This is a genomic window from Streptomyces sp. SID8374 (assembly GCF_009865135.1).
Taxonomy (GTDB): Bacteria; Actinomycetota; Actinomycetes; order Streptomycetales; family Streptomycetaceae; genus Streptomyces.
On record NZ_WWGH01000001.1, the window covers coordinates 2355031 to 2374944 of the forward strand.

Sequence of the window (19914 nt, forward strand, 5' to 3'; positions counted from 1 at the left end):
GGCGGTTGACCCGACTATCTCTGACCCTCCGGCCGTTCGTTCAGAACTGCTCCGGAAGCAAGGTCAGCGATCATGGCGGCACGACCCACGGCTCCGGGCAGCGACCTCGACGGCTCCGGAGCCTCGAAACCGGTGACCAACGCGTGCGGCAGGTAGTCGGTGTCGACAGTCGGCAGCCAGCCCTCACGGCGACAGGCAAGAGCAGCCAGGGCGAGCGGGAGGAGCGGCAGCAGCGAGCCGGGCCGCCCAACGCCCTGCGAGGCCTCCCGGTGCCGGAGCAGCAGCGCCGTCAAGGCCTCCTCGAAGCGTGCTCGGTCACCGGCAGCCAAGGCACGTACGGCAAGGAGCCCGATGAAGTCTCCACGAGCCGGCCGGCTCTGCCCGGTTTTGTCAGCTGAGGCATGGACGCGAGCCACAGCGGCATCAATCGCGGCGAGCTTCTGTTCGGTCGAGGGCGGGTAGTCCGCATCGTCATCCCCCAGGTCACCGAGAACGTAGGCCATCAGACCGTTGACGAGCTCCTCGGTGGCACAGCCCGTCCGGCCGGCCTGCGGTGACTGCCGAGCGAAGTGCAAGGCTTCGCGGTGCCGTTCAGTAGTGCCGACGAGGACCAGGAGACAGAAGGCACCGAGCCATTCGTCCGTACCGATGTGCGCTCGCTTTCCGGACGCCCCGGCTTCGTAACTCATGCCGAAGTTCACATAGTTCAGAAAAACGCTGAAGGACTCATACGGGTAATAGGCGGCATACGACACGGCACCGGCGGCGGCCTCGGCGGCGTTGTCGAGGATGAACTTCGCTTCCTGAGTTTCCAGCCCCGGACATTCCACCGACAACGCACCCAGGTACCCGAGGAATTCCTCGGACAGCTCCCACCATTCGCGGTTCGTCATCCGATCCGCTCTGGACATGGTCCGTACCCGCGCACCGATGTGGCGCGAAAAGTCCGCACGGGCCTCGGATACCGCAGCCTCGCCAACCCTGTGGCGCTCCACTCGCACGATGCCGCTCCCACTTTCGTGTACGCACATTCACATCACCTCGGATCATTCATCGTCCCACTTCTGCCTGTTGTCGATCCACAACGAGCGGTAGAGCCTCGGCTTCATCCTCACGATGAGCCCTGGTCTACCTCCTCCAGGAGCGGTGCAAGTCGGCCGGTCCACTCCTGGTACAGGGGATCCTTCTACCCGTACAGGGTCATGGTCGTGGCGTCCTGCTCGGCCCCATGCCGTCCGGGGAGTTCGGAACGACTGGGCACCAGGGACGCCGTCGCCGGGACGGCTGACCAGGCTCTGGCCGACCGCTCATCTCAGTCTGTACGACATCGGGCACAATGAAATCGACCGTGCACCGATCATCGAGATCCAGGGCGGCCGCACTCCCTCACCGCCGGCTGGGCAAAGACGCTGCAAGGACGGACCGGCGGTCCGCTACTCCGTGAGCAGAAAGTAGCGCGCCCCCTCCACCGGGTCTCTGTGGCACGCGGCGGTGAAGGCTGGCAGTGGTCAAGATGCGCCGGTGCGGTCATCGAGTATTTCGACGTCTGCTGAGGAGACCATCTGTGGTCACGAGTGTGCCGCGCCCGGAGTACCCGGTTGCCGCGATGTCTGCGGTGGTCGACGTGATGGAAGGGTCCTTGAACGATTCGCTGAAGGCGATCGAGACCTCGGACAAGGCAAGGGCGTCGGCACTCCGCACCTCGCTGAATGTCGCGCGCATCAGGTGCATTTCGGACCCTGAGTCCGTAGTGCTGGAGACCTGGGAGTCCTGGCTGTTGGCCATGCAAGTCTATTCAGCGGTCTTCGCTGCCGCGGCGGCAGACGAGGAATCCGTCATCTGCCGGATTCGACAGGAGGATCGGCGGCTCACGGCAACCGGCCCGCAGTTCCATGTGAACGCAGGCACTTGGGTCTCCGCTTTCTACCTGGCCGTCATCTGCCGGGAAACGGACCGCCTCGACATGCTCGCCCGCGTGCCGCTGCCCCTCCTCCGCGAGTGCGGCGGCGAGATGGACGAGTACATCTATGCCTGGGTGGAGACACTTCAGAGTTTCTGGCTCCGCCGTGACGATGTCAGCGACCATCTTGTCCGGGCGGTCGATCTCAGTGCTCCCGAATACGCGCGCGTCGTGGACGCCGAAACGATGGGCAAGCTGCTCTGTCCGCCGATCATGCTCTTCCACCGCTATCTGCGTCGTGACACGGAAGGCCTCAACGCGGCGCTGGCCGATGCTCTGAGCCGGCACAAGGAGTACTGGACGGCGGACGCAGACCGCCTCGAAAGCATCGAAGGCGCAGTCTCCGTCGCCCCTCTGGCTATCGCCTGCCTCGCCCGGGCGGAGGGCATCCAGGTGGACGTCGAGTCTCCCTATCTACCGGAAGCGCTACTGGAGTTCTCCTGGCGGGGAGAATTTGATGCCTAGGAGCCAGGAAATTCAACTTCTCGATCGCGGCCACGCGGAGTGATGTAAAGAGCATCGATCACCCGCGGTGACACGCCTGCCACGCCCGGAGCGACGAATTAACAGAACGATGAATAACCCATCCGACCAAATCGGCTTCGATGTTCTGACTCGCCTCCGCAGAGTCAAGTGGGACAGCGATTGGGACGACGTCTACACGCATTTGCTCTCGCATCAACTGCTGATGCGTTCCTACCCGGCCATGTACAGGCCGGAGGCAGCACCGTGATTTCCAGCACTCCCGTCGCGCGCTGGACATAGGGGCGAGACGTCCAACCTGAAGACAGGATCATCGCCTGTCTCCATGACCTAATGGCTGCCTGGCCCGTATTGGCGAAGCACCAACTCGTCGTGGGTACCCTGAGCATCTCTGTACCTGTCCACGAGGTCGGCAGGTCGAACAGGCATCTATTTCAAGGACGCCTTGAGACAGATTCCGCAACCCTCACTTCGCGCGTTGGGGGCGAGCTGGCCCAACAGGCTGAAGCCTCACTCAGCCCAGGTGATATTGGAGCAGTGTACGCGGAGGCGGAAGGCTGTCCGCAGCTCTCCACAGCCTGTCCGAAGCGCTTCACTCGGAGATCGACCCCGATGAGCCAACCTACTTCGCCAGGCCGACCGAATCGGGTATCGACAACTACCTCGTGGGGGACGGCACGGCATCTGACGTATGGTCCAGTTTCGAAGTACCCTATCGCTACGGAAAGTTCACGCACGCTCCCGGATTCGGGGCATCGGCTACAAGCGTTCGGCAGAGGGCCCGGTCCTTTACGTTCCCGTACTTGGACCACGCGGGGTGCTCGGATATCTCTGGGCCTCCGACGCAGAAGAGGCGGCAAGCTTCGAACCTCGAAACGTCTCGGATGATGAGTCGTACGAGGCGGGTCTGATGTGGCTGGATCGTCTGCGTTCCGCACATGATCGAGGCCTCTCCCCAACCGAAGCGCTGGCCGAGTTGACGGGTCCACTGGATCAGACCAAGCCCAGCAGCGTTGGCTTGGCCTCACTGCGAGAGATGGCGCACGAGAACTGAGCGAACTGCCCTCGCGGACCCGGCCACCCGTCGGCATGCGGGTGCCGGATTGGCCACTGCGGCGAGTACACCGTTGCACGGCCCGGTGGCACCGGGACAGGCGCCGTTGCCGCAGGCGGCGATAGGCCCGGTGGCGGCCGCTCTGGGACAGTACGCGCTGGCGCGGCAGGCCCAGTTGAAGTCGACGCCGGAACGGATCCAGGCGGCGGTGCTCGGGGCGGCGGCAGCGGCCAACGAGTACGTCGAGGGTGACCCGACTGGAGCCCGCCCGGTTCGACCAGTTCTGGCGGACTGAGGACGGCCGGCTGGTCATCGTCGAAGCAAAGGGTCCGAAGTCCGACATGGATTCACGTGCCCTCTTTTCGCCACTCGGTGCCAAGGGTGCCCAGCAGATCCGCACCGCGATGGACAGTAGGGAATTGCAGTACATTCTGGTTCATGCCTCAGAAAATCAAGGCACGTGGGCTGGTGCCCGGATGAAGGACTTCAAGATCTTCCGAGGAGAAGCGCGTTGACAGTCAACATTTCCCGCAACCCTTCCCTACGGAGAACGCAGCGGCAGGAATTTCCGTACTGCCAGAAAGCGCGGAAGCTCTGATCGAGAGCCTTCAGGCCGACTCCACCCGACTGGGTGACGCTTTTCAGCTGACGCTCACCCTCGCGAAGTCACGCTGCCTCATGGACACCGAGTTCTCCCGACTGCCCACCTGGCAGGCATGGGTCAACGCCATGCAGGTGGGTTCGGCGACATTCGCCACGGCAATGGGCCCAGAAAGCGACGTCCGCTGCCGCATCGCAGAGAAGGACCGAGTGCTACAAGCCACAGGGCCGCAGAAGTACTCACACGCGGGGTCGTGGCTGACGGCGTTCTACCTTGCGGTGATCTGCCGGGAGAAGGACCGGCTGACCGCCCTGTGCCACGTGCCGGTGTCCCTTCTCAGGGAGTCGGGAGCACCCTACGACGACTTTGTCCACTCCTGGGTGGAAAGGCTTCAGGCCTACTGGCTCGGAGGGCCTGATCTGGGCGCCAATTTGGTAGCGGCGATCGACGGCACGGGCCCTCGTAGGCCGCACATCAGCGCCCCGGAGACAGCGGCTAAACTCCTTTACCCGCCTATGAAGATTTTTCACCACCTGGTACGTGAAGATCATGCAGGCTTCAACAGGGCCTTGGCCGAATCCATCGAGTGGCACAAGGAATATTGGAGTACGGAGGACAACGCTCTCCAAGCCACCGGCCTGGTTGCCCTTGCGCCTCTGGCCATGGAGTGTCTCGCATACGACGCTTCCTTTTCCATCGAGGTGACGTCGGAATATCTTCCGCTCGCCCTCTTGGAGCGCGACTGGCCAGGCGAATTCCCCACCTGAACGAAACCCGAGCACAGCAGGCCGCGCTGACGATCTCGGTCGCGGCCCTACTGCACATCACGAGCCTCCCGCAGGCGCGAGCGGGGAAAGGCAGCCGCCCATAACGGCCAGGGCCTTGCTCCGGTCTCTCCAGAGCTGCACTCAGCACGCAACCATCCACAAATCCTCCGCGCCGGGCCGGCCGGGCGCGTCCTGGTCGCGCGCCTGGCTCACGGGGTGGTGAGCCTGGTGCCACCGCGTGCAACCCATCGCCTCGGCTCATGATGAGATCGTTTCGGCGTTCCTCGTCCTTCGCCAATGGGAAGAGGAACCGACCGAGCACCACACAGAGCAAGAGAAACGGGGAACGGAAGCCATGCGCAAGACAGTTACGGGGATAGCCCTGGCGGCTGCGGCGGCCATGCTGCTCACGGGTTGCGGAAGCGACGGCGGGTCGAAGGACGAGGCGAGCGCGGCCGACAAGGCCCCCTCGTCCCAGAGCGCTTCGCCGAAGGGGGCCACCGCGGAGAAGGGTAAGCACGAGGTGACGCTGGAAGTCGGAGGCTCGGGCAAGGTCGCGGTCATGTACAAGGCGGTCGGCAGCGGATTCGAGGAGCAGTCGCTCCCGTGGACGCTGACGGAGACCGTCGAACTCACCGCCGCCGAGCAGCGCGTGGGGTACCTCGTGACGGCCGTGCCGGGCACGATCACCGCTGCCGACGGCTCGTTGCAGCAGGCCCCCTGTGTCATCAAGGTCGACGGCAAGAAGGTCGCGGACAACGACGGCGGGAAGAACCCGAAAGGTTGCAAGTTCACCATCAAGGGGTAACGAGCCGACCTCAGGCGAAGCGGGTCACGCCGCCGACCGGCCGGTTTCACCATGGGTGACGGAGAGGGTGGAGTCGGCGCGGATGACGACCGTGCCGGCGCCGCCTGCGTCACTCGGCTAGTTCGTGCTCCGTGAGGGGGTACGTCGTGGTCGAAGGGATCGCGGCCGCCGCGCCGGGCATGGCTCTCGGAGAAGGTGTCGATGACCGGTCGGATGCGTCATGCTCCCCGCCCGGTCGTGGTCCAGGTGTGTGTGATCGCGGCCGTCCTCATCCTCGTCGGCGCCGCTTCCCATCTTGCCGACCTCGCGCAGCACGGTCTTCGGCCCTATGCATGGGCGCCGACCTGGCTCAACCTCTACTGGACCGCCCTGTCCGTCCTCGATCCGCTCGCCGCCCTCCTTCTGCTCGGCGGGATGCGCCGGGGCCTCGACCTCGTGTGCGCGATCCTCATCACCGACCTCGTCGCCAACTGGTACGCGGTGTACGGCATCCAGCACAGCAGTCTCGCCGCCGAGCCCGGCCTGCAACGGCTCACCGCGTTCGCCCTGCTCGTGCCGGCCGCAGCGCCCCTTCTCCGCAGGCACCTCCCCGGGCGGCCTTGACGGCGCGCGCAGGGCTCAGACCTCGATCACCAGCTGCTGGATGAGGCCGTGGCCGCTGCCGAGGACGAACTGGAAGCGCAGGTCCACGACACCGCCCGGGAAGTCGCCTTCGAGCCGCTGCGTGACGGTCCAGTGGTCCGCGTCGGTCCGCTGTGCCCCGAGGAGTTCGGTCGTGTACGTGTACTCGCTCGCGGCGCCCGTGAGCCATCGCCCGATCTCGGCGTGCCCGTGGTGGGTCTTCCCCTCGTCGGTCACGGCGGCATCGGGCGCGAGAGAGGTGAGCGCGGCGGTGGTGTCGCGGGCGGTGTGCGCGGCGAGATAGCGGGTGATGGTGGTGGGGAGGTCGGCAGGGTCGATGTGCTGGGACGGGTCGGCACTCATGGCTGTGCTCCTTCGGCGGCTATCGGCTACCAGTTACTGCTAAAATAGAAGTCAGTGACTTTCACTTTAGCAGCGACCGGAGGGAGTGCCACATGGCGAGCCGCATCAGGCTGGAGGACCGCGAGTGCCCGCTGTCCACGACCGTGCAGCACGTCGGTGAGTGGTGGACGCTGCTGCTCCTGCACGACGCGTTCGACGGCTACACGCGCTTCGACCAGTTCCAGCAGAACCTGGGCATCTCCTCCAGCATGCTCACCACCCGCCTCAAGACCCTCGTCGACGACGGCCTTCTGGAGCGCCGCCCCTACCAGGCCAACCCCGTACGGCACGAGTACGTCCTCACCGAGCTGGGCCGCTCGCTGCGCCCCGTGATCGTCGCCCTGGCCGCCTGGGGCAACTCCCGCCTCGCCCCCGAGCAGCGCAGCATGATCCTGGTCGACGCCGCCTCCGGCGAGGAGGTCGAACCCGTGGTCGTCGACGCCACCAGCGGCCGGCGCCTGGACGACAGCGACGCCTACGTCTTCACAGCGGGCCCGGCCGCGAGCCCCGCCATGCGCGCCCGGTACGTGCCCGACCCCGCCTGACCCGGCCGCCCCTACCGGAATGCCGTTGCGCCCCCGCCCGGCCCCTGGTTGACGCCTGGAACTCATGGATCGGCTGCTCATCAGCCGATCCACCTGCGCCGCGCGTGCCTGGCTGCGGAAGGCGTCGCCGCAGGCGCGTTCGCAGCCCTCGCACATCTCGCACATCGAAGCCGGGCGCCGCGTGCCGAGCGAAGAGGATGCCCGCCGACTGGATTTGGCCCTGGGCACGGGCAATGTGCTCACCAGTTTCCGGCCTGGCGCCGAGGACGGCGGAGTCCTCGCGGATTACTTCGGCGCGGCGCGCCATCTCGAACAGCAGGCGACGATGATCCGCGAGTCCGCCCTGTCGTTCCTGCCGGGCATCCTCCAGACCGAGGCGTACGCGCGCGCCGTCCTTGGCATGGCGTTCCCGCCGTCGGGCCCGGCGGAGTGTGACAAGGCCGTTGTCGCACGGCTGAAGCGCGCGAAGATCTTCCAGGGCGAACGGCCTCCACGGCGAGATCCAGGTCAAGAAGCCCAACCGGCTCTGGACCCACGCCACCCTCCTGGGCGCAGGCGACTACACGGAGAACCGTCACCCGGACGACTTCCTGGTGCGGTGGTCCGACGGTGAGGTCTCCCTGTACCCGGACGCCGACGAGACCGGCCTGAACCGCGAGATCACCCTCGTGTACCCGCCCGCGTAGGGGTCTCCTCCGGAAGGGGGGAGAGGTGCCGCCCCGGGGTGGTCTCAGCGTGTCCGGGGCGGCTTTCTCTTCTCGAAGAGCCAGGTGTCGAAGAGGGCCGTCAGATCCTTGCCGGACCTGTCCTCGCACAGGGCGATGAACTGGTCGGTGTCCGCGTTGCCGTGCCGGTGCTGCCGGGTCCAGGTGCGCAGGATGTCGAAGAAGGTCTTGTCGCCGACGGCCTCACGGACCTTGTGTACGGCCATCGCGCCGCGGCCGTAGACCGGTGGGTCGGAGACGCGTCCCGCGCTGGGCGGGGCGGCCGGCGGGAAGGCCCAGATGCCCTCGCTCTCGGGGTCCGTACCGTCGTAGAACTCCTCGAAGACCTCGCCGGTGGTCCGGCCGCCGTGCGCCTCCTCCCACAGCCACTCCGCGTAGGTGGCCAGGCCCTCGTTGAGCCAGATGTCCTTCCACTCGCGCGGGGTGACGGAGTTGCCGAACCACTGGTGCGCCAGCTCGTGCACGAGCAGCGCCTCGTCCGGGGCCTTGTCGAAGTACGGCTTGGTCTGGGTCTCCAGGGCGTAGCCGAGATCGGGCAGGTGGTCGACGGTGGCGCCGGTGGAGGAGAAGGGGTAGGGGCCGAAGCGTTCGCCCGCCCAGCCGACGATCTCGGGGACCAGCTTCTTGACGTCGGCGGCGTTCTCGGACTCGTCGGGGTCGGTGGCGATGTAGACGGGCAGGCCGTCGGCGGTCCGGCCCTTGTCGACCTCGAAGTGGCCGACGGAGATGTTGGCGAGGTAGCTGGCCATGGGCTCCCCGGTGCGCCAGCGCCGGGTCACCGCGCCGCCCTTGCCCTCCTCGGCGATCTCCTCGATCAGTTCGCCGTTGCCGACCACGTCGTAGGGGTCGCCGTCCTCGTCCTTCGGCACGGTGACCGTGATGTCGTACGTGGCCTTGTCCGAGGGGTGGTGATTGCCCGGGAACCAGGTCATGGAGCCGGAGGGCTGGCCGAGGGCCGTCGATCCGTCGTCGGTCTCGATCCAGCCTTCGACACTGCCGTCGTCGTCCTCGATCGTGCGGGGCGTGCCGTCGTAGGTGACGACCGTCTTGAAGACCTCGCCCTGCCTGACCGGCTCGGGCGGTGTCACCAGCAGTTCGTCCTTCTCCCGCGTGTACCGGGCCTTCGCGCCCTGCACCGTGGCCCCGCGTGCCCGTAGTCCCGACAGGTCGAGGTTGAAGCGGCTCAGGTCCTGGGTGGCGCGTGCGGTGATGACGGCCGTGCCCTTCAGGTGGTTGGTCTCGGGCACGTAGTGCAGGGTCAGTCCGTAGTGCGTCACGTCGTAGCCGCCGTTGCCCAGCGCCGGGAACAGCCGGTCGCCCAGCCCGGCCGCGCCGTGCTTCGAGGCCCCGGCCGTGTCCTTCCCCGGTACGGAGCCGGTGCAGGAGGTCGTCATGGCCAGGAGGAGTGCCACAGCGGGGACCCAGCGGGACGGGCGGGCGGAGGCCGTGCGCGCTGTCGGCCGCTGCCGACCGTCGTTCGCAACATGAAGGTTCGTCGCAGCATGAAGGTTCTTCGCAGCATGAAGGCCCGTCGCCGCCTGGGGGTTCATCTCGTGTCTCCGATCGTTCAGGGAACGCGGGACGTAAGAAACCCTTCGGTGCCTCTTGGTTGCCTCATCGTTGCGGTGATGACCTCAGCCGTTCGATGACCTCAGCCGTTCGCAGACAGCGGGCGGGGCGGAACGCGATGATCCGCGTTCCGCCCCGCCCGCTGTTCGTCCACCGGCATCACACCGTCGGATCAGACCCGACGGTGGCGGCCGTAATACTCACCCGTCGTGCGGTGGAAGTCCGCGTCGCCGACATGCTTGTCCTTGTCGAACTCCGGGGCGTCCTTGATCTGGTCCTTCGTGAGGTCGATGTAGACCTTCTGGTCCTCGGCGTCGATCCGGCTCACGGTGCCCGCCGGGAGCAGGACGTGCTTGCCGAAGATCCATACGCCGGTGTCGACCACCAGGTACGAGGAGGTGACGTCGTCGGAGTGCTTGTCGACCTTGCCGATGCTGCCGTCCGTCGCCTCGACCTTGTAACCGATCAGGTCGGTGCCGGCGGTGTGGCCGGCAGTCGGCTGGTAGCCCCACAGGTTCTCGCTCATAAAAACTCCTTCGATCGCACGTGAATGAATTTTTTAGCGGCGTCCCACGCACCCTTTAAAAAGAGGTGTGTATTCCGCCGTGCCCACTTCCTGAGCAACCGCTGACAGCCTCGTGCCCCGCACCTTCGGCACCATGTCTGCGAACTCGTGCGTTTTTCGATCCATTTCGCGGGAATTCGATGCCCCCGCGCGGGCGCCCCCGCGCGATCCACGGTGAATCAGGGGTTTCGGAATCGCTGGGGCGTCAACGCTAGGAAGACCTGCCCGCAGGCGCGGACGGGGCCGCAGTTCGACCGAGGGTGTTCCAGCATGGGCGAAGAGCGATCCGGCCCTGATCTCAGGCTCCGCGATGTGGCCAGGGCCATGCGCGGGGTCATCGAACTGCTGGAGGTCTACTGGACACGGGTCCCCGACGGGTTCTCGCCCGTCACCGTCTCCGCGCCGCAGCTGCGGGTGCTGTACGTGATCGAACGCCGGGAGGGCATCAACCTGCGGCAGCTCGGCGTGGAGCTGGAGGCCGCGCCGTCGTCGGTGAGCCGGCTGTGCGACCGGCTGGAGGCCGTCGGCTTCGTACGGCGCTCCTCCAGCACGGCCAGCCGCCGCGAGGTCGAGTTGCGGCTGACCCCGCAGGGGCGGGCGCACCTGGACCGGCTGCGGGTCCGGCGGGAGGAGCGGCTGGCAGCCGTCCTGGCGCGGGCGTCACCGGCCTCGCGGGCCCGGCTGATGGAGGCCGTGGAGGCCATCCGCACCGCGCTCACCGTCGTACGGGCGGAGCCGCCGGTTTCCGGGGCCGAACCGCCGGACCAGGACAGCCCGGCGGAGCGGCCGCCGGACGACGGGGCGGAGCGGCGTACGGGATGACCGGCACGGCGGCCGGCCCGCCCGCCAGGCCGTGAGCGAGGCCCGCCCGGCCCCGCTCACGCGTGCTCAGCATCACCCTGGACAGCTCCATGACCGACCGGTAACTTCGAAGGGGAATGAGCAAGCGCTTAGCCATGCCCGGTGAGCGCAGACGTCCACCGACGAACACTTCAGCCGATCAGGAGGCACCCCGTGCGCCGTACGGTATTCAACGAGGACCACGAGGCGTTCCGGGAGACCATCCGCGCCTTCATCGCCGCCGAGGTCGTGCCGGTGTACGACGAGTGGTTCGCCGCGGGCCAGGTGCCGCGCGAGTTCTACCTCAAACTGGGTGAGCTGGGCATCTTCGGCATCGAGGTGGACGAGGAGTACGGCGGCGCGGGCATCGACTCGCACAAGTACGAGGCCGTCATCTACGAGGAGACCGCCCGCGCGGGTGTCTCCTTCGGCGGCTCCGGCGTGCACACGCTGCTCGGCCTCCCCTACGTCAAGATGCTCGCCACCGACGAGCAGAAGAAGCGCTGGCTGCCGAAGTTCGCGACCGGCGAGGAGATGTGGGCCCTCGCGATGACCGAGCCGGGCACCGGCTCCGACGTCGCGGGCATGAAGACCACCGCCAAGCTCTCCGAGGACGGCACGCACTACGTCCTCAACGGCGCCAAGACCTTCATCACCGGTGGCGTCCACGCCGACCGCGTCATCGTCTGCGCCCGTACCGCCGCCCCGCGCGAGGACGACCGCCGCTTCGGCATCTCCCTCTTCGCCGTCGACACCAAGTCCGAGGGCTACTCGGTCGGCCGCAAGCTGGACAAGCTCGGCCTGAAGACCTCCGACACCGCCGAGCTGGCGTTCGTCGACGTCAAGGTCCCGGCCGAGGACCTCCTCGGCGAGGAGAACAAGGGCTTCGGCTACCTCGGCACCAACCTGGCCCCCGAGCGCTGGGGCATCGCCTTCGGTGCGTACGCGCAGGCCGCGGCCGCCGTCCGGTTCGCCAAGGAGTACGTCCAGGAGCGCACGGTCTTCGGCAAGACCGTCGCCTCGTTCCAGAACACCAAGTTCGAGCTGGCCGCCTGCCAGGCCGAGGTGGACGCGGCCCAGGCCGTCGCCGACCGCGCGCTGGAGGCCCTGGACGCCGGTGAGCTGACCGCCGCCGAGGCCGCCTCCGCCAAGCTGTTCTGCACGGAGGTCGCGCACCGCGTGATCGACCGCTGCCTCCAGCTGCACGGCGGCTACGGCTTCATGAACGAGTACCCGATCGCCCGCCTGTACGCGGACAACCGCGTCAACCGCATCTACGGGGGCACCAGCGAGGTCATGAAGTCGATCATCGCCAAGTCCATGGGGCTGTGAGGGCTTCGGAAGCCGGTTCCGTAAGGACTACGTTCTCCTCATGAGCGCAGCACTCGATTCCCTTCTCGATCTCCTCGACCTGGAGCCGATCGAGAGGGACATCTTCCGGGGCACGAGCCGCAGCGCGGTCGTGCCCCGGGTGTTCGGCGGGCAGGTCGCGGCCCAGGCGCTGGTCGCCGCGGGCCGGACGGTCCCGGCGGACAGGGGCGCCCACTCCCTGCACGCGTACTTCCTGCGCGCCGGGGACCCGGGCGCGCCCATCGTCTACAGCGTCGACCGCATCCGCGACGGGAAGTCCTTCACCACCCGCCGGGTCGTCGCCGTGCAGCACGGGCAGCCGATCTTCCACCTCTCCGCGTCCTTCCAGACGTACGAGGAAGGGCTGGAGCACCAGGCGGACATGCCGGCCTCCCCCGATCCGGAGACGCTGCCCACGGCCGCCGAGATGCTGCCCCGGTACGCGGACCGCTTCAGCGATCCGGGGATGGTGGACCGGCTGATCGAGGCGCGGGCCGCCGTCGATCTGCGGTATGTGGACGCGCCGCCGTTCGGCACGGTGGGCGAGGCGCGCGAGCCGCGTTCGCAGGTCTGGTTCCGGACCAATGGCAAGCTCGCGGACGACCCGCTGCTGCACGTCTGCATGGCCACGTACGTCTCCGACATGACGCTGCTGGACTCGGTGCTCCTGGCCCACGGGCGGGGCGGCTGGGCGGTCGGGGACGTGGTCGGGGCGAGCCTGGACCACGCCATGTGGTTCCACCGGCCGTTCCGGGCGGACGAATGGCTGCTGTACGACCAGGAGTCGCCGTCGGCCTCCGGCGGGCGCGGCCTGGGCCAGGCCCGGATCTACACCGCCGACGGCCGCCTCGCGATCACCGTCATCCAGGAGGGTGTCGTACGGGTTCCCCGCTGACGGGCGGCGCGATGAGCCCCGCCTGAAGCGGCATCTCGGACATACTCCCCACCATGAGCTCCATGAGTGACGCGCAAGCCAAGAGTGAAGCCGACGGCGGGGAGTCCACCTTCACGGTGATCGTGGCGGCCCTCGCCAACCTCGGCATCGCCGTGGCGAAGGCCGTGGCCGGGCTGATCAGCGGGTCGAGTGCGATGCTCTCCGAGGCCGCCCACTCGGTCGCGGACACCGTCACCGAGGTCATGCTCCTCACCGCGCTCAAGCGGAGCGAGAAGCCGGCCGACGAGGACCACCCCCTCGGTTACGGCCCCGAGCGGTACATCTGGGCCATGCTCGCCTCCATCGCCACCTTCGTCGGCGGTGCGGTCTTCTCGATCTACGACGGCGTGCACACCCTGGTCGCGGGCGAGGAGCTGGGCAGCTCTCTCGTCTCGTACGTCGTCCTCGGCGTCGCCTTCCTGCTGGAGGGGTACTCGCTGCGCACCGGCGTCAAACAGGTGCGGCGCGAGGCGTCACGGCTGCGGGTGCCGGACACGTACTACCTGCGCCACACCCCCGACACCGCCGTGAAGGCCGTCGTCATGGAGGACTCGGCGGCCCTTGTGGGGCTGCTGCTGGCGGCGGGCGGGCTGCTCGGCGGGCAGCTGACGGGGTCGGGGGTCTGGGACGGGATCGCGTCCTGCCTGATCGGCCTGCTGCTGGTGTACGTGGCCTGGGTGCTCGGCCGGTCCAACGCGCAGCTGCTCATCGGGCGGCCGCTGCCCCCGGCGGTGCGGGCGGGGGTGCGCGAGGAGCTGAAGTCGGTCCCGCACATCGTCGACGTACTGGAACTGACCACGCTCATCCAGGGGCCGGCCGAGATCCTGATCGCCGCGAAGGTCGACTTCCGGGACATGGCGACCGCCGAGGAGGTCGAGTGGGCCTGCGAGGAGGCGGAGGCGCAGCTGCGGGAGCGGTTCCCGTCGGTCCGGCGGGTGTATCTGGACCCGACCCCGGGGCGCGAGCAGCGGCGCCGCCGCAGCGCCCCTTGACGCGCTACGGCTCCTGACGTCCTACCTCTGTGACGTCCTACAGCCCCTGACCTCCAACGACCTCTCTGACGTCCTACGGCCCTTCGCGCCCTGCGGGGTCAGCTCCGCCACCGCCTTGACTCATCGCGGCCGGCCCGCTTCCACGCGGCGGGCTCCCGGTTCTACGCTGCGGGCTCCCCGGCGGGCTCCGGCGCGGGCTCGTCCTCCAGCAGCCCCGCCGCGTGCAGCAGGTAGTCCGTCATCGGGTCGTAGAAGCGCGGGTCGGTGACGTGGTCGTCCAGCGGGACGGTGACCTGGAGGGTGCCCTCCGACTCGCCGAGGAAGAGGGCCGGGTCGTTGCAGTCCGCGTAACCGATCGCGTCCAGTCCGCGCTGGCCCGCGCACCCCGCCCAGCCGTGGTCCGCGACGACGAGGTCGGGCAGCGGGCGGCCCAGGTGCGCCATGGCGTCCAGGATGGCCGCCATCGGGGCCGGGGAGTGGGTGTGCCAGAGGGTGGCCCCGCGCTCCAGCATCGCGACATCGGCGAACTGGAAGACCATGCCCTCGTCCGCGACCAGCCCGGAGGGGATGCGGACGATCTCGCAGCCCGCCCGGCGCAGGGCGTCCGCCGTCTGCCGGTGCACGTCCAGCAGGCCGCCGGGGTGGCCGGTGGCGAAGAGGACCCGCTCGCGGCCGTCGGCGGCCTTGCGCAGGCGGGCCGCCATCCGCTCCAGCGCGTCGACCGTCAGCTCGGGGTCGATGGTGTCCTGGCCGGTCCGGTGCGCGGGGTCGTCGTTCACGCCGCAGCGCTCGGCCATCACCGCGAGCACGTCCTGCTCGTCGGTCCAGCGGTCGCCGAGCTCCAGGCCCAGCCAGTAGTGGCGGTCACCGTTGGCGAGCTTGCGGTAGTGGGAGAGGTTGTTGTCGCGCGGGGTGGCGACGTCCCCCGCGATACGCGAACGGACGAGGTGGTCGACGAGGGCGGCGCGGCTGGGTATCGGCATGAACCCATTGTGCCGTCCGGGGTGCGGGGCGTGCCTGGTGTCCCGTACGCCGGACGGATCCCTCCCCGGCCCCGCAACTCTTCCGGGACTGTTCACCCCCGCGTGACCTGGTCCTTCCTCGTCCGGACCGGGCGGCGGTTCGAATGGGAACACCAAGAGGTCTGGACCAATCGAACCACGCCAATCCGGTGTCTCAATCCATCCGTTGTCGCGGTCTCGCGCAAGTGGTCTATACCTTTGGCGCTAGGGTGGGCCACCTCGATCGAGTGCCGAAACAGGCATGGAAACGGGTACATATGCAGCCGTGGGGGGCTTCATGACCGTGCACCACCTTCCGCAACCACCGTCCGACGACGAGCTCTACTGGTACTTCGGGCCCCAGCGCCGCTGGGTCCTGGTGAGCAGTTCGCTGGCCTTCGTCTTCACGGCGGCCACGATGTTCGCCTTCGCGTTACGGACCCCGGCCCTGTGGGCGTTCCTCGCGATCCTCGGGCTCAATGTCGTGGCGCTGGCGCTCTCCTCGGTGAACAGCCTGCGTCAGCGCCGGCTGACCCGGGCGTCGCACGAGGTCCTCGTCCACGCCTGGGCGCCCGCCGAACTCCCCACCGTGGACCTGTACTTGCCGACCTGCGGCGAACCTCTCCCGGTCCTCGCCAACGCCTATCGCGCGGTCTCCGCCGTGGACTGGCCGGGCGCGCTGACCGTCTGGGTCCTGGACGACGGCGACCGGCCCGAGGTCGCGGCGCTGGCCGCCTCGTACGGCTACGCGTACGTCGTCCGGCCCGACCGGGGACACCTGAAGAAGGCGGGCAACCTCAACCACGCGCTGACGTTGAGCAGTTCGGAGTTCATCGCGATCCTGGACGCGGACTTCGCACCCCGCCCGGACTTCCTGCGCCACCTCGTTCCGTATCTCGCCGACCCCGCCGTCGGCATCGTGCAGAGCCCTCAGTGCTTCGACACCGACGAGACGATGGGGTGGATCCAGCGCGCCGCCGGCTCGGCGCAGGAGTGGTTCTTCCGCTGGATCCAGCCGTCCCGGGACGCCAGCGACGCGGCCATCTGCTGCGGCTCCAACGCCGTCTACCGGCGCCGCGCGATCGACCTGGCGGGCGGCTTCGCCCGCCTCGACCACAGCGAGGACCTGTACACCGGGCTCGCCCTGCACGAGCGGGGGTTCCGCACCCAGTACGTCCCCGTCCTGGTCGCCAAGGGCACCTCGCCCGACGAGGTCACCTCCTTCGTCAACCAGCAGTACCGGTGGGCGATGGGCAACCTCCACCTCCTCGGGACGCCCGTACTGAAGCGGATGCGGGCGCCCTGGCGGATGCGGCTCTGCTTCTACGAGGGCGTCGTCGGGTACCTCACCACGGCCGTGAACACCTTCGCCGCGCCGCTGCCGCCGCTGGTGATGATGTTCTGGTACCCGGACCACATCCGGCCCTGGCACGTGCTGCCGCTGCTCGCCCCGCTCTGGCTCTGGCACGTCCTGCTGCCCCGGGTCAGCCGGACCCGCTGGCGGGTCGAGGTGATCCGGGCCAACGTCCTCACCAGCGTGGCCGCCGCGACCGCGTTCTGGCACACCCTGCGGGGGCGCAGCGCCGCCTGGGTGCCCACGGGGGTGCGGAGCAAGGGGAGTTCGGGCGGGATGGCCCGGCGGGTGGTGGGCGTCTCGCTGGTCTGGCTCGTCCTCTCGAACGGGGCCGCGGCGGCCGGGATCGCGCTGGCCGTGGCCCGCAACGGGTGGGAGCCCAACTGGGGGCTGTTCCTCTACCTGTTGGTGCAGCTCCAGATCAATGTGCCGTTGATACGCGACCTGTCGGCCGAACTGCGGCCGGGGGCGCGGGACGAGGGCGTCCCGAAGTCGCGCGGTGCGGGCGCCCGGGCCTTCCTGGCGGGCCTGCGCTCCCCCGCCGGCATGCTGCCCCGCCGCTGGCCCGAGACCCTCGCCGCCTCCGCCGTCCTCCTGCTCACCGGTCTGCTCGCCTCGGGATGGGTCAACCCCATGCTCCCCTGGTCGGGTTGAGCCGGGCCGAGCTGACCTGAGCCGAGCTGAGCCGTGCTGAAAGGCCGAACCACCATGCCCTTCCTCCTTGCTCCCGGACCGCTCCGGAAGACTGCCGGACCGCCACGGCGTCCCGGGTCGCTCCTGAAGCGCTCCGCACCAGCGTCCACGCCACCGCCCGCGCCGCCCGCCCGGCGTTCCGGCGGTGAGTCCGGGCCCAGCCCGCACCGGTCCACGTTCCGGCCCGACATCGAGGGGCTGCGCGCGGTCGCCGTCCTCGCGGTCCTCGCCTTCCACGCCGAAATCCCGGGCCTGGCAGGCGGGTTCGTCGGAGTGGACGTCTTCTTCGTCATCTCCGGCTACCTGATCACCGGCCTCCTGGTCCGCGAGGCCATCAGCACCGGCCGGATCCGGCTCGGCGACTTCTTCTCCCGGCGTGCCCGGCGGCTCCTGCCCTCCGCCGCCGTGGTGCTCGCGGCGGTCGCGGTGGCCGGGGCCTGGCTGACCGTACCGCTGCGCCGCACGGACCTGGAGTACGACGTCCTCGCGGCGGCGCTCTCGCTCGCCAACTGGCGGTTCGTCTCCCAGCGGGCCGACTACCTCGCCGCCGGACACGACCAGAGCCCGCTGCTGCACTTCTGGTCGCTCGCCGTGGAGGAGCAGTTCTACCTGGCCTGGGCCCCGCTCCTCGCGGTGGTGGCCGTGTTCGCCGCCCGTGCGGTGCGGCGGGGGCGGGCCGTGCGGTCGGTGGTGGCCCTCGTCACCGGGGCGCTGGTTGTCGGCTCGTTCGCGCTGTCCCTGCACTGGACGGAGCACTCGGTCTCGCTCGCGTACCTCGGAACACCTTCGCGCGTCTGGCAGTTCGGCGTGGGCGCGCTGCTCGCGCTGCTGCCGTGGCATCTGCTGCGCGGGCCGCGTCCGCTGCGGCTGCTGTGCGGCTGGGGCGGGGCGGTGGCGATCGGCTGGTGCGTGGTGGCGTACGACGCCTCGACGCCGTACCCCGGTTACGCGGCGCTCGTCCCGACCCTGGCCACCGCCGCCGTGATCCTCGCGGCGATTCCGGGGCGGGGCGAGCGGAACGTGCAGGGCGCGTACGGGGTCGGGCGGCTGCTGGCCGGGCGCGCGCCCCGGGCGGTCGGGCGGCTCTCGTACACCCTGTATCTGTGGCACTGGCCGGTGCTCGTCCTCGCGGAGGCCCAGCTCGGCACGCTCGGGTGGCCGGCGCGGACCGCGCTCACCCTGGCCGCCGTGCTGCCCGCGCTCGCCACGATGCGGTGGGTGGAGCAGCCGCTGCGCCGGAGCCGTACGGTCTCCGAACTCCCGCGCCGCGGGCTGGCGGTGGGCGTCTCCGCCATCGTGCTGCCGGTCGCGCTGGCCCTGGTGGTGGGGACGGCGACGCTGCACCTGATGGGCCCCGCCACACCGGTCGACGCCAAGGGGCTGCCGCCGGGTGCCGCCTCCGGGCCGTCGCTGCTCGGGGCCTCCGCGGGGGACGGGCCGGTGGTGCCGAGCCCGGTCCAGGCCCGCAAGAACTTCCCGCCGGACCGGAACTGCCAGGTCGCCCCGGAGGTGACGCGCAGCCCGGAGTGCCTGTTCGGCGCGGTGGACAGCCCGGACCGGATCGTGCTCCTCGGCGACTCGCACGCGGGGCAGTGGTTCTCGCCGATGCTGGCACTGGCCGCCCAACGCGGCTGGGCGCTCCAGGAGTTGGTCAAGCAGGGTTGCCCGCTTCCGCAGTTGGCGGTGGACAGCCCGCAACTGGGCCGCGCCTACCGCGAGTGCGACGCCTGGCGTGCGGACGTTTTGGAGCGCCTTCGTACGGGTCCGAAGCCCCGCCTCATCGTGATCGCCTCGCTCAACCGGTACACCACCGACCGCCAACTCCTCACCGCTGCATGGGAGAAGACCCTGAAGCCGCTGCGGGCGATCGGCGCCCCGATCGTGTACATCGAGGACACCCCCGTACCCGGGACGGACATCCCGGCGTGTGTCTCGGGTGCTCCGGACGATGCGGCCGCCTGTGCGTTCCAGCGAGCGGAGGCGGTTCCGGCCGATCCGCTGGCGCGGAGGATCGCGGCGGGGGCGGTGCCGGGCGTACGGTCCATCAGCGTGAACCCGGTCCTCTGCCCGGGCGACGGCCCGACCTGCCCGGCCGTACGGGAGCGCATCCTGCTCTACCGGGACGACGCCCACCTCACCGATGTGGCGGCCATCGTGCTGACCCCGAGGCTGGAGCGGCTGCTGACGGAGGCGGGGGCGCTGCCCACCACGACGGCCGCCGGGGCGGACGGCTGGACCGAGCTGCTGCGGGACGACTTCGAGGGCCCGGCGGGCAGCCGCCCCTCCCCCGCGAACTGGCAGTACGACCTCGGGACCTGCTACCCCGGCTGCCCGGCCCCGCAGTGGGGCACCGGCGAGATCGAGACCATGACCGACTCGACGGACAACGTCCGCCTGGACGGGAAGGGCGCGCTGGAGATCGTGCCCACGAGGGTGGACGACCGTTGGCGTTCCGGGCGGATCGAGACCGTACGTTCCGACTTCGCACCGCCGCCCGGCGGAGTGCTGCGGATCGAGGCGTCGATCGCACTGCCGGATGTGACCGGGCCGGAGGCGGCGAGCTCCCGGCCGCGGACGGCGCCACGGCGGGGCCGGGGACCGAGCCGGGGCATCCGATGCGGGTCGATCGGGTGACGGTCTCGACCAAGGG

Annotated in this window: 17 protein-coding genes and 2 pseudogenes; 14 read left to right on the top strand and 5 right to left on the bottom strand. The window is 69.1% G+C overall.

The features are described 5' to 3' along the window. Window positions 1-14: 14 nt before the first annotated feature. Complete coding sequence (locus tag GTY67_RS10390; protein WP_237502578.1) at window positions 15-893, bottom strand: Imm49 family immunity protein; 879 nt, start codon at window positions 891-893, stop codon at window positions 15-17. A gap of 671 nt (window positions 894-1564) precedes the next feature. Between GTY67_RS10390 and GTY67_RS10395 the strand changes: the two genes are divergently transcribed. From GTY67_RS10395 to GTY67_RS10415, 6 genes and pseudogenes are all read left to right on the top strand, one after another. Beyond that, window positions 1565-2425, top strand: a complete 861-nt coding sequence (locus tag GTY67_RS10395; RefSeq protein WP_343238661.1) for an immunity 49 family protein — start codon at window positions 1565-1567, stop codon at window positions 2423-2425. A gap of 1127 nt (window positions 2426-3552) precedes the next feature. Further along, window positions 3553-3792, top strand: a pseudogene (locus GTY67_RS34865) (DUF6507 family protein); the annotation flags it as partial. Beyond that, window positions 3746-4012: a hypothetical protein gene (locus tag GTY67_RS10400; RefSeq protein ID WP_161278472.1), complete on the top strand. Its 267-nt coding sequence runs from the start codon at window positions 3746-3748 to the stop codon at window positions 4010-4012. The pseudogene GTY67_RS34865 and the gene GTY67_RS10400, both read left to right, overlap by 47 nt. Window positions 4013-4175: 163 nt before the next feature. After that, on the top strand, window positions 4176-4865 hold the full coding sequence (locus GTY67_RS10405) for an immunity 49 family protein (protein ID WP_237502579.1): 690 nt from the start codon (window positions 4176-4178) through the stop codon (window positions 4863-4865). Between the two features lie 355 nt (window positions 4866-5220). Beyond that, window positions 5221-5673: a hypothetical protein gene (locus GTY67_RS10410; protein WP_161278473.1), complete on the top strand. Its 453-nt coding sequence runs from the start codon at window positions 5221-5223 to the stop codon at window positions 5671-5673. 213 nt (window positions 5674-5886) lie between these two features. Beyond that, window positions 5887-6276, top strand: coding sequence for a hypothetical protein (locus GTY67_RS10415; RefSeq protein WP_161280025.1), 390 nt, complete (start codon window positions 5887-5889; stop codon window positions 6274-6276). A 15-nt stretch (window positions 6277-6291) separates the two neighbouring features. Here the strand turns inward: GTY67_RS10415 and GTY67_RS10420 are convergent, their stop codons facing one another. Next, the gene (locus GTY67_RS10420) at window positions 6292-6657 is read right to left on the bottom strand and encodes a nuclear transport factor 2 family protein (RefSeq protein WP_202461399.1); all 366 of its coding nucleotides are present in this window, start codon (window positions 6655-6657) and stop codon (window positions 6292-6294) included. Between the two features lie 92 nt (window positions 6658-6749). Between GTY67_RS10420 and GTY67_RS10425 the strand changes: the two genes are divergently transcribed. After that, window positions 6750-7241, top strand: a complete 492-nt coding sequence (locus tag GTY67_RS10425; RefSeq protein WP_202461400.1) for a helix-turn-helix domain-containing protein — start codon at window positions 6750-6752, stop codon at window positions 7239-7241. Window positions 7242-7389: 148 nt separating this feature from the next. Continuing rightward, window positions 7390-7734: pseudogene (locus tag GTY67_RS10430) on the top strand (Scr1 family TA system antitoxin-like transcriptional regulator); the annotation flags it as partial. 237 nt (window positions 7735-7971) lie between these two features. Here the strand turns inward: GTY67_RS10430 and GTY67_RS10435 are convergent. Both GTY67_RS10435 and GTY67_RS10440 read right to left on the bottom strand, forming a co-directional pair. Beyond that, entirely contained in the window at window positions 7972-9360 is a 1389-nt protein-coding gene (locus GTY67_RS10435) for a M1 family metallopeptidase (protein ID WP_202461911.1), read from the bottom strand. A 347-nt stretch (window positions 9361-9707) separates the two neighbouring features. Then, complete coding sequence (locus GTY67_RS10440) at window positions 9708-10061, bottom strand: PRC-barrel domain-containing protein (protein WP_093688495.1); 354 nt, start codon at window positions 10059-10061, stop codon at window positions 9708-9710. Between the two features lie 363 nt (window positions 10062-10424). Between GTY67_RS10440 and GTY67_RS10445 the strand changes: the two genes are divergently transcribed. The 4 genes from GTY67_RS10445 (at window position 10425) to GTY67_RS10460 (ending at window position 14216) form a co-directional block, all read left to right on the top strand. After that, on the top strand, window positions 10425-10922 hold the full coding sequence (locus GTY67_RS10445) for a MarR family winged helix-turn-helix transcriptional regulator (protein ID WP_161280028.1): 498 nt from the start codon (window positions 10425-10427) through the stop codon (window positions 10920-10922). A 192-nt stretch (window positions 10923-11114) separates the two neighbouring features. Beyond that, entirely contained in the window at window positions 11115-12272 is a 1158-nt protein-coding gene (locus GTY67_RS10450) for an acyl-CoA dehydrogenase family protein (protein WP_161278475.1), read from the top strand. Between the two features lie 40 nt (window positions 12273-12312). Then, window positions 12313-13185 (top strand): acyl-CoA thioesterase II, encoded by an 873-nt coding sequence (locus GTY67_RS10455; protein WP_093688499.1) that lies wholly within the window; start codon window positions 12313-12315, stop codon window positions 13183-13185. 62 nt (window positions 13186-13247) lie between these two features. Further along, window positions 13248-14216, top strand: a complete 969-nt coding sequence (locus GTY67_RS10460; RefSeq protein ID WP_161278476.1) for a cation diffusion facilitator family transporter — start codon at window positions 13248-13250, stop codon at window positions 14214-14216. A 161-nt stretch (window positions 14217-14377) separates the two neighbouring features. Here GTY67_RS10460 and GTY67_RS10465 read toward each other — a convergent pair whose 3' ends face one another. Further along, window positions 14378-15199 (bottom strand): phosphatase, encoded by an 822-nt coding sequence (locus GTY67_RS10465; protein ID WP_161278477.1) that lies wholly within the window; start codon window positions 15197-15199, stop codon window positions 14378-14380. Window positions 15200-15515: 316 nt separating this feature from the next. On the opposite strand from GTY67_RS10465, the gene GTY67_RS10470 reads away from it, so the two are divergent. Both GTY67_RS10470 and GTY67_RS10475 read left to right on the top strand, forming a co-directional pair. Next, window positions 15516-17225, top strand: a complete 1710-nt coding sequence (locus tag GTY67_RS10470; protein ID WP_161278478.1) for a cellulose synthase catalytic subunit — start codon at window positions 15516-15518, stop codon at window positions 17223-17225. Window positions 17226-17279: 54 nt separating this feature from the next. Further along, the gene (locus GTY67_RS10475; protein WP_237502580.1) at window positions 17280-19898 is read left to right on the top strand and encodes an SGNH hydrolase domain-containing protein; all 2619 of its coding nucleotides are present in this window, start codon (window positions 17280-17282) and stop codon (window positions 19896-19898) included. Window positions 19899-19914 lie beyond the last annotated feature (16 nt).

What these genes read in the sequence shown, in the direction of transcription:
- GTY67_RS10435 (WP_202461911.1), bottom strand. Translation starts at nt 9,360, where the DNA reads ATGACGACCTCCTGCACCGGCTCCGTACCGGGGAAGGACACGGCCGGG.
- GTY67_RS10420 (WP_202461399.1), bottom strand. Translation starts at nt 6,657, where the DNA reads ATGAGTGCCGACCCGTCCCAGCACATCGACCCTGCCGACCTCCCCACC.
- GTY67_RS10415 (WP_161280025.1), top strand. Translation starts at nt 5,887, where the DNA reads ATGCGTCATGCTCCCCGCCCGGTCGTGGTCCAGGTGTGTGTGATCGCG.
- GTY67_RS10410 (WP_161278473.1), top strand. Translation starts at nt 5,221, where the DNA reads ATGCGCAAGACAGTTACGGGGATAGCCCTGGCGGCTGCGGCGGCCATG.
- GTY67_RS10475 (WP_237502580.1), top strand. Translation starts at nt 17,280, where the DNA reads ATGCCCTTCCTCCTTGCTCCCGGACCGCTCCGGAAGACTGCCGGACCG.
- GTY67_RS10465 (WP_161278477.1), bottom strand. Translation starts at nt 15,199, where the DNA reads ATGCCGATACCCAGCCGCGCCGCCCTCGTCGACCACCTCGTCCGTTCG.
- GTY67_RS10460 (WP_161278476.1), top strand. Translation starts at nt 13,248, where the DNA reads ATGAGTGACGCGCAAGCCAAGAGTGAAGCCGACGGCGGGGAGTCCACC.
- GTY67_RS10445 (WP_161280028.1), top strand. Translation starts at nt 10,425, where the DNA reads ATGCGCGGGGTCATCGAACTGCTGGAGGTCTACTGGACACGGGTCCCC.
- GTY67_RS10405 (WP_237502579.1), top strand. Translation starts at nt 4,176, where the DNA reads ATGGACACCGAGTTCTCCCGACTGCCCACCTGGCAGGCATGGGTCAAC.
- GTY67_RS10455 (WP_093688499.1), top strand. Translation starts at nt 12,313, where the DNA reads ATGAGCGCAGCACTCGATTCCCTTCTCGATCTCCTCGACCTGGAGCCG.
- GTY67_RS10425 (WP_202461400.1), top strand. Translation starts at nt 6,750, where the DNA reads ATGGCGAGCCGCATCAGGCTGGAGGACCGCGAGTGCCCGCTGTCCACG.
- GTY67_RS10470 (WP_161278478.1), top strand. Translation starts at nt 15,516, where the DNA reads ATGACCGTGCACCACCTTCCGCAACCACCGTCCGACGACGAGCTCTAC.
- GTY67_RS10440 (WP_093688495.1), bottom strand. Translation starts at nt 10,061, where the DNA reads ATGAGCGAGAACCTGTGGGGCTACCAGCCGACTGCCGGCCACACCGCC.
- GTY67_RS10390 (WP_237502578.1), bottom strand. Translation starts at nt 893, where the DNA reads ATGACGAACCGCGAATGGTGGGAGCTGTCCGAGGAATTCCTCGGGTAC.